The organism is Rhizobium sp. BK399 (assembly GCF_014194695.1).
GTDB lineage: Bacteria > Pseudomonadota > Alphaproteobacteria > Rhizobiales > Rhizobiaceae > Rhizobium.
On the sequence record NZ_JACIAH010000015.1, the window covers coordinates 129,464 to 136,298 of the forward strand.

The following is a 6,835-nucleotide window of genomic DNA, read 5'->3' on the forward strand; positions in this document are numbered from 1 at the left end:
GCGCTTAACACCTCGTTATCCGACCTATGGCATGGGCTGGCGGCGAGCGTGGTTTGAGGTCGTCATTCGTCTTCTTTTGGCTCAGTCTGAGAGGCGAAAGAGGCAGAAAACGACACGGGGTTGCAGTCGATTGCTGCGAGATGTCCCGAAGCCAGAAGGAGCACAGGTGTCCAAAAGCAACCTCCCCATCAGGCGACGGCCGATCCCTGGCCTCCTGTCGATGCTACGCGGCGGCGCTCTCGGAATCGGCGTGACCAGCTGCCTCGTTAACATCCTGGGGCTTACGGGCTCGCTTTTCATGTTGCAGGTCTACGATCGGGTCATTCCCAGCCGGAGCCTGCCGACCCTGATTGGACTGATCGCAATCGTTGTCACGCTGTTCGCCTTCCAGTGGCTGCTTGACCTCACACGCTCGCTTTTGCTCGGGCAGGTCGGGCGAACCGTCGACGAGCGCTTTGCCGGCCGAGCCTTTTCCGAGGTCGCGCTCGCCGCATCGAGAAAGCAGACTCAAGATGCGGGAGTCCAGTCGATCCGCGATATCGATACTGTGCGCGGTTTTTTGTCCGGCTCCGGCCCAGGAGCTCTTTTCGATCTCCCGTGGATGCCGTTCTATCTTGCCTTGTGTTTTCTCTTCCACCCCTGGATTGGTGTGACCGCAGCGACAGGCGCCCTTGTTCTGGCGGGCCTCGCGTGCATGGCCGAACTCAAATCCAGGAAACCGATCGCTGAGACGGCTACCCTCCTTGCCGAGCGGATGGATTTTGCCGACGCCGTCAGGCGTAATTCGGAAGCGGTGGTCGCCATGGGTTTTGCAGCCAGGCTTTCGACACGGTGGGCCGGCCTCAATCAGCGTCACCTTGACAGTCACCTGCAAAGTTCGACCCTCATCAATACGCTTTCGACGCTCTCGCGATCGGCGCGGATGTTTCTTCAGTCAGCGGTGCTTGCGGTCGGTGCGGTCCTGGTCATTCGCCAGGAAGCGACGGGAGGTATCATGATCGCGAGCTCCATTCTCGTCAGTCGAGCACTTGCACCGATCGAACTTGCCATTGCGCATTGGCGAGGATTTGCCGCCGCGCGACACGCCTGGTCACGCTTGAACCAGGAGGCACCCGACGCCGACGACGCCGGACATGACGTCGAGCTGCCTGCGCCCAAGGGCTCGCTGACGGTCACCAATCTCCATCTCGGTGCACCGGGGTCAAAGACCCCGATCATTCGCGGCCTGTCGTTCGATGTGCATGCCGGCGAAGCGATCGGCATTGTCGGCCCGAGCGCGTCGGGAAAGTCATCACTGGCACGGGGGATCGTCGGTCTGTGGCCAGCCTTTGCCGGCGACGTCAGGCTCGACAAGGCCTCGCTTGGGCAATGGTCGCGAGCGGCACTTGGTCGACATATCGGCTACCTGCCGCAGGATGTCGCCTTGTTCGATGGGACGATCGCCGAAAACATCGCACGGTTCGACCCAGACGCTCCTTCCGATCTGATCATTGCCGCCGCGCGAGCAGCTGGTGTCTACGACATGATCGTCGGGTTGCCATTGGGATTCGACACGCAGATTGGCAAAAGGGGTGCTGTCCTGTCTGCAGGACAACGGCAGCGCATTGGTTTGGCAAGAGCACTTTATGCCGATCCGTTCCTGGTTGTCCTCGATGAACCGAACTCGAATCTCGATGCGGAAGGCGAAGTTGCGCTTTCCCAGGCAATCGAGAACGTGCGCTCGCGCAAGGGTGTCGTGCTGGTCATCGCCCACCGGAAAAATGCGCTTGCCGGGGTCGACAAGGTGCTCGTTCTCGAAGGTGGACGCGCAAAGGCCTTCGGCCCGCCGCATGCGGTCCTCAACACGGCGCCAAAGTCGACGGCCGTTTCAGGTTCCTTCGTAAGGCTCTTGCGTGCGGGTGGGGAGCTGTCATCATGATCAGGCTGTCTGCGACATCACCGGAAAAAGCAATTCGCCGTCTCACAGTGCTTTCTCTGACAACAGCCATCGTTCTCGTCGGTGCGCTTGGCGGCCTGGCGTCCGCAATTCGTATCAATGGTGCGGTGATTGCACGAGGAACGCTTGTCGTCGAAAGCTACGTCAAGCCGGTTCAACATCAGAAGGGCGGGACGGTCAGGCAGGTCTTCGTGCGCAACGGCGATCGCGTTGTCGCGGGACAGGTCGTCCTTCACCTCGACGATACGCAGACGAGAGCAAGCCTTGCGATCGTGTCGAGACGGTTAAAAGAGCTGGCAGCGCGATCGGCGCGCCTGGCAGCGGAGCGGGACGGCGTCGATGCAATCGCCTTTCCGGCAGCCCTTGGCGATGAAAACCCGGGCGAGGCTGCCGCACTGGAAAGGGGTGAGCAGAGGCTGTTCGATGACCGCCGCGCCTCCCTGCGGGGACGTATGGCGCAATTGCGGGAAAGGGTCAGCCAACTGAACCAGCAGGCCGAAGGATTGATCGCGCAGCAGGACGGCAAGCGCCGGGCAATCACCATTATCGAGAAGGAACTCGCCAGCCTGGAACCGCTTCTCAGGCAGGGCGTCATTCCCGCAACGAGAGTGTACGCCCTGCAGCGGGATGCAGCCGACCTCACCGGCGAACTTGGCAGCCTCATCGCGTCGAGTGCAGAAGTGAAAGGGAAGGTCGCGGAAACGGAGCTGCAGATCATTCAGGTGGGTGATGACCAAAGGAGCGAAGTCTCCGAGCAACTGAGGCAAGCGGAAAGTGACAGCAGCGAATTCGCAGAACGGCGTGTTGCAATAGAGGACGAACTTGATCACGTCGATATTAAGGCGCCGCAGGACGGCATCGTCCATCAACTGGCCGTTCACGCGCCGGGCGCCGTGGTTGGGCCTGCGGAAAAGATCATGCAGATCGTGCCCGATCACGACGTGCTTACGCCGGAGCTTCGACTGTCGCCGCAGGATATCGATCAGGTGGCCGTCGGCAAGGAGGTGATCCTCCGGTTCTCTGCCTTCAGCTCGAGGACGACCCCCGAACTGCGGGGGCGGGTTGCGTCCATTGCCGCCGATCTGACGACGGACGCTCATTCGGGTCAACCCTACTATACCTTGCGTGTCGCTGTTGCCGTGACCGAATGGAAGAGGCTCGGGGAGCTGTCACCTGTTGCCGGAATGCCGGTTGAAGCCTTCATCGAGACCGGCGATCGCACGGCATTGGCCTATCTTGCAAAACCGTTAACGGACCAGTTGGCGCGCGCATTTCGGGAGGAGTAGGCAACCGTTCTGGGAGGAGGAACCCAATGAGGCATGTCTTAATCCGAAGGAGTTGATAATGGCAAAGTCAGTACAGAACGCAGTCGGACAAACGCTCTATTACAGTGGTCCGTCGACAGCATGGTTTTCGGCGACCGGCTCGGGTCCGGTGTTGGACGGCACGGCGGGAAACGACTCCATATGGGGCGACAGTTCGGTCAATGTCACAATGCAGGGCGGGACCGGCGACGATATCTATTACCTCTATTCCGGCATCAACCGGGCGGTTGAGGCTCCCGGCGCAGGTGTCGACACGATCAACACATGGATGAGCTATACGCTGCCCGTCAACTTCGAAAACCTGACGGTGACCGGCAACGGACGCTACGCGTTCGGCAACGCAACGGATAACATCATTTCCGGTGCGTCGGGAAGCCAGACGATCGACGGGGGGGCCGGCAACGACGTCCTAATCGGGGGAGGCGGGGCTGATGCCTTCCTCTTTACCCGTGGCCACGGCAGTGATCTGATCGTCGACTTCAGCAGCGACGACACCGTTAGGCTCAATGGCTACGGCCTTTCGTCGTTTGATCAGGTTCTGGCGCACACCACCCAGGAGGGTGCCAACCTGCGGCTGGATCTCGGCGGTGGCGAGAGCCTTGTCTTCGCCAACACCCAGGTTGCGGACCTCAAGGCGAGCCAGTTCCAGCTGACGCTTGACCGTTCCCATCTGGCGCTGAGCTTCGACGACGAGTTCAACAGCCTGTCGCTGCGCAGCGGCGGCCAGGGGACGTGGGATGCCAAATTCTGGTGGGCGCCGGAAAGCGGCAGCACGTTGACGGGCAACGGGGAGCTGCAGTGGTACATCAATCCGTCTTACGCGCCAACCGCCGCGGCAAATCCCTTCTCGATCCACAATGGCATCCTGACGATTTCGGCGGAGCCGGCATCGCAGGCGCTCCAGTCACAGATTAATGGCTACGACTATACGTCGGGCCTCCTGAATACCCACTCATCCTTTGCCCAGACCTACGGCTATTTCGAAATCAGGGCCGACATGCCAACGGAGCAGGGTGTCTGGCCTGCCTTCTGGCTTCTGCCGGAGGACGGGTCGTGGCCGCCTGAACTCGACGTGGTCGAGATGCGCGGACAGGAACCGAACGTCATCAACGCAACCGTCCACAGCGAACACGGCGGCGCACATACGATGACGTCCTTCCCGGTCAAGGTGCCCAGCACGGACGGGTTTCACACTTACGGCGTCCTGTGGGACGAGGATCATGTCACTTGGTATTTCGATGATGTCGCCGTCGCGCAGACCGACACGCCAGAGGATATGCATGACCCGATGTACATGCTGGTCAACCTTGCGGTCGGGGGGGCTGCGGGAACGCCAAAGGATGGTCTGGTACACGGCTCGGATATGCAGATCGACTATATCAGGGCTTACGCTCTGTCCGACAGTCCGGTGCATGTCGCGGCCAGCACCAGTGACTGGCATGTCTGAGCGGTAGTGAAGTCGCGGGCGTTCGACGTCCCGCGGCGTCACCCTCGCCGGGCGGTCCTTGCAGTATCGAAAGCAGTTCCATTCACGGCGAGTTAATCGACGGCAGGAAGAACTCCACGTCCTTGCGAAGGCGGTCCTCCAGTCGCTCGATACGGTCGTGCCAAAACCTCTCCGCTTCGGGTGGGTCGGGCTCCCAGACGCGAACGGTCTGGTGATCGTCGTCAATCTTCACCCTTCTTTTTCCGCCGAGTCGGAGATATTCCTCAGCGAGCATGCGGCCTTCGGTGCTTTCCATTGTTGGATCACATCCTTTCAGCTCCTGCGACGGAAATATCGCAAACACATAAACGCGCGGTCCCGGCCATCGTTCCGAAAAAGATTGAGCTATCCAAAAGGAACGTTGGTATCACGGAAGGGAAATGTCTTTCCAGTCGCAGGGCCCAGTCCGTTCGATTGCTCCGGTCAGTTCTTTTCCGACGGCCTTGAGAGGGCCTGGCAGGATTCACGTACCGTCAGACGGCCGGCGGATCCAGAATAAGCTCGCTGCATGTTCGCCAATAGCCTGCATAGGTTGGGGAATGGCTGTCAGGTTCGGCTGGAAGACGTTGGCCCAGTGAAGATCGTCAAAGCTCGATACCGAGATGTCGTCAGGGCAGGTAGCCCATGTCGCGGATCGCCTTCAGCACGCCGATCACCATCAGGTTGTTTGCCGAAAAGATCCCACTCCGCAAAATCTGGCAGCACAAGGAGCTGCATGGCGGTATTACAAGCGCGTCGCGATAGCCCGAAAGCCTGCTGCGACCGGTCGACGTGTCCAGTGAACCCGAGATTTAGCCAATGCGTCGATGGCCGACGCTGATAAGATAGTCGATGGCTAGGCATCCCGTTCACGGAAATTGCCGATGCGCACCAACTCGTCCTCATAGGAGAGTTTTGCGTTTTCCCATCGTCCCAGGTGTCTCTGCCTGAAATGGCGGACAAAGCTTGCAAACTACGGTCGGATCAGTCGCAGAAGCTTTTGAAACCTGCGGGCGATCCCGATTGGCCGCGGTGTTTCGTCAGAATCGGTGGGAGGCTGGTCGTGAAAAGACGGCTCCCCGATCTCCTCCGGCCGTGCGGTTTCGGCCTTGATCGATTGTTCCTGGTCATCGGTCGTCGCAACGCGGAGGCCCTCCCTGGCCTTTGCCGCATCGATCAATGCACGCTTCTGGCCGCCCCACAGCCTGACGTGATGGGCGATGACATCATTCGGCTTCACCTCAAATGCCGATGGCGTGTCTTGAAGCATATCGAGGAAGGCCCGTTCTGCTGCCTCAGTTTCGCTGTCCGCGAGGACGAGCCGTGTTTGCGTTACGAGATAGTAGGGCACACTGAACGTTCTCGCTGATTTGAAAGGGGGATCGACGTCCACTGAAGGACAACTAAGGATAATGAGCTCGCTACAGTTTGTGGTACGTCGTGTAAACTCGATTCTACCGTTGTCCGGTTGTTCCCGATGAATACGAGGAAGCTTGTTCAAGCCAACCATATTTCGATCCATCATCCTATTGGAGTTCTGTCTCGAACGCGCCAAGCAGTCCGACTGTCATGCCATTGCGCTCGGCCCGCTGTTCATCGGACGCGCCAGGGCCACTGCTCCCATTTGATTAGCGAAAAGGCCGTGACGGGTGGTACGGTATCGGATGGGTCGAACCAGGGGCAAGTCACACGTCGCGTGTGGGCTGCGACTGAAGCGCTGCCTCCGGCCTGCCTGAGAGGAGCCAGAGGAAGGGAGGCTTTTCTGCCTGTCCGAACTCGTGCGAACATTTTGGCTGCGATCGCTTGAGGTCTATCGCTGGCTCCGTGTGCGAGGTCCCTTTTACCTGGGTCAAACATCCCGGCACGCGCTCGATGTGCAACAAGTTCGTTTGGGACGGAGCCGGTGTGCTTGTGCGCACGTTTTCAAGCTCAAAAAAGCATTATTGAAAATTCCCTTTAAAATTCAGGGAGATGTAAGAATTCTCTCTTTTTTTGAAAAGCCCTCTTGATCTGAAAAAGGGGTAGGATCTATAAGCCCACTCACTGAACGAGGGCGGCGGCGCTGCTGGCGACGAAGTCCTTCGCTCTAGAGATTTCTTTGAGATTGGC

5 protein-coding genes and 1 pseudogene are annotated in these 6,835 nt (G+C 59.3%); 3 read left to right on the forward strand and 3 right to left on the reverse strand.

The window, feature by feature from the left end; genetic code table 11:
* Positions 1-220 precede the first annotated feature (220 nt).
* From FHT97_RS24615 to FHT97_RS24625, 3 genes are read left to right on the forward strand one after another with little or no spacing between them, the layout of a single operon-like run.
* Positions 221-1,918 carry a type I secretion system permease/ATPase gene (locus tag FHT97_RS24615; RefSeq protein WP_183756562.1) on the forward strand — a complete coding sequence of 566 codons (1,698 nt, stop codon included), beginning with the start codon at positions 221-223 and terminating at the stop codon, positions 1,916-1,918.
* Positions 1,915-3,222, forward strand: a complete 1,308-nt coding sequence (locus FHT97_RS24620; protein WP_183756405.1) for an HlyD family type I secretion periplasmic adaptor subunit — start codon at positions 1,915-1,917, stop codon at positions 3,220-3,222. The genes FHT97_RS24615 and FHT97_RS24620 overlap by 4 nt, the downstream gene beginning before the upstream one ends.
* A 58-nt stretch (positions 3,223-3,280) precedes the next feature.
* Entirely contained in the window at positions 3,281-4,708 is a 1,428-nt protein-coding gene (locus FHT97_RS24625) for a family 16 glycosylhydrolase (RefSeq protein WP_183756404.1), read from the forward strand.
* Positions 4,709-4,790: 82 nt separating this feature from the next.
* Here the strand turns inward: FHT97_RS24625 and FHT97_RS24630 are convergent, their stop codons facing one another.
* From FHT97_RS24630 to FHT97_RS24640, 3 genes and pseudogenes are all read right to left on the reverse strand, one after another.
* A complete protein-coding gene (locus FHT97_RS24630) occupies positions 4,791-5,003 on the reverse strand; it encodes a hypothetical protein (RefSeq protein ID WP_183756403.1) in 213 nt (70 codons plus the stop codon).
* A gap of 240 nt (positions 5,004-5,243) precedes the next feature.
* Positions 5,244-5,574 (reverse strand): annotated as a pseudogene (locus FHT97_RS31630) (substrate-binding domain-containing protein); the annotation flags it as partial.
* A gap of 125 nt (positions 5,575-5,699) precedes the next feature.
* The gene (locus tag FHT97_RS24640) at positions 5,700-6,077 is read right to left on the reverse strand and encodes a hypothetical protein (protein ID WP_183864532.1); all 378 of its coding nucleotides are present in this window, start codon (positions 6,075-6,077) and stop codon (positions 5,700-5,702) included.
* Positions 6,078-6,835 lie beyond the last annotated feature (758 nt).

What these genes read in the sequence shown, in the direction of transcription:
- FHT97_RS24615 (WP_183756562.1), top strand. Translation starts at nt 221, where the DNA reads ATGCTACGCGGCGGCGCTCTCGGAATCGGCGTGACCAGCTGCCTCGTT.
- FHT97_RS24620 (WP_183756405.1), top strand. Translation starts at nt 1,915, where the DNA reads ATGATCAGGCTGTCTGCGACATCACCGGAAAAAGCAATTCGCCGTCTC.
- FHT97_RS24625 (WP_183756404.1), top strand. Translation starts at nt 3,281, where the DNA reads ATGGCAAAGTCAGTACAGAACGCAGTCGGACAAACGCTCTATTACAGT.
- FHT97_RS24630 (WP_183756403.1), bottom strand. Translation starts at nt 5,003, where the DNA reads ATGGAAAGCACCGAAGGCCGCATGCTCGCTGAGGAATATCTCCGACTC.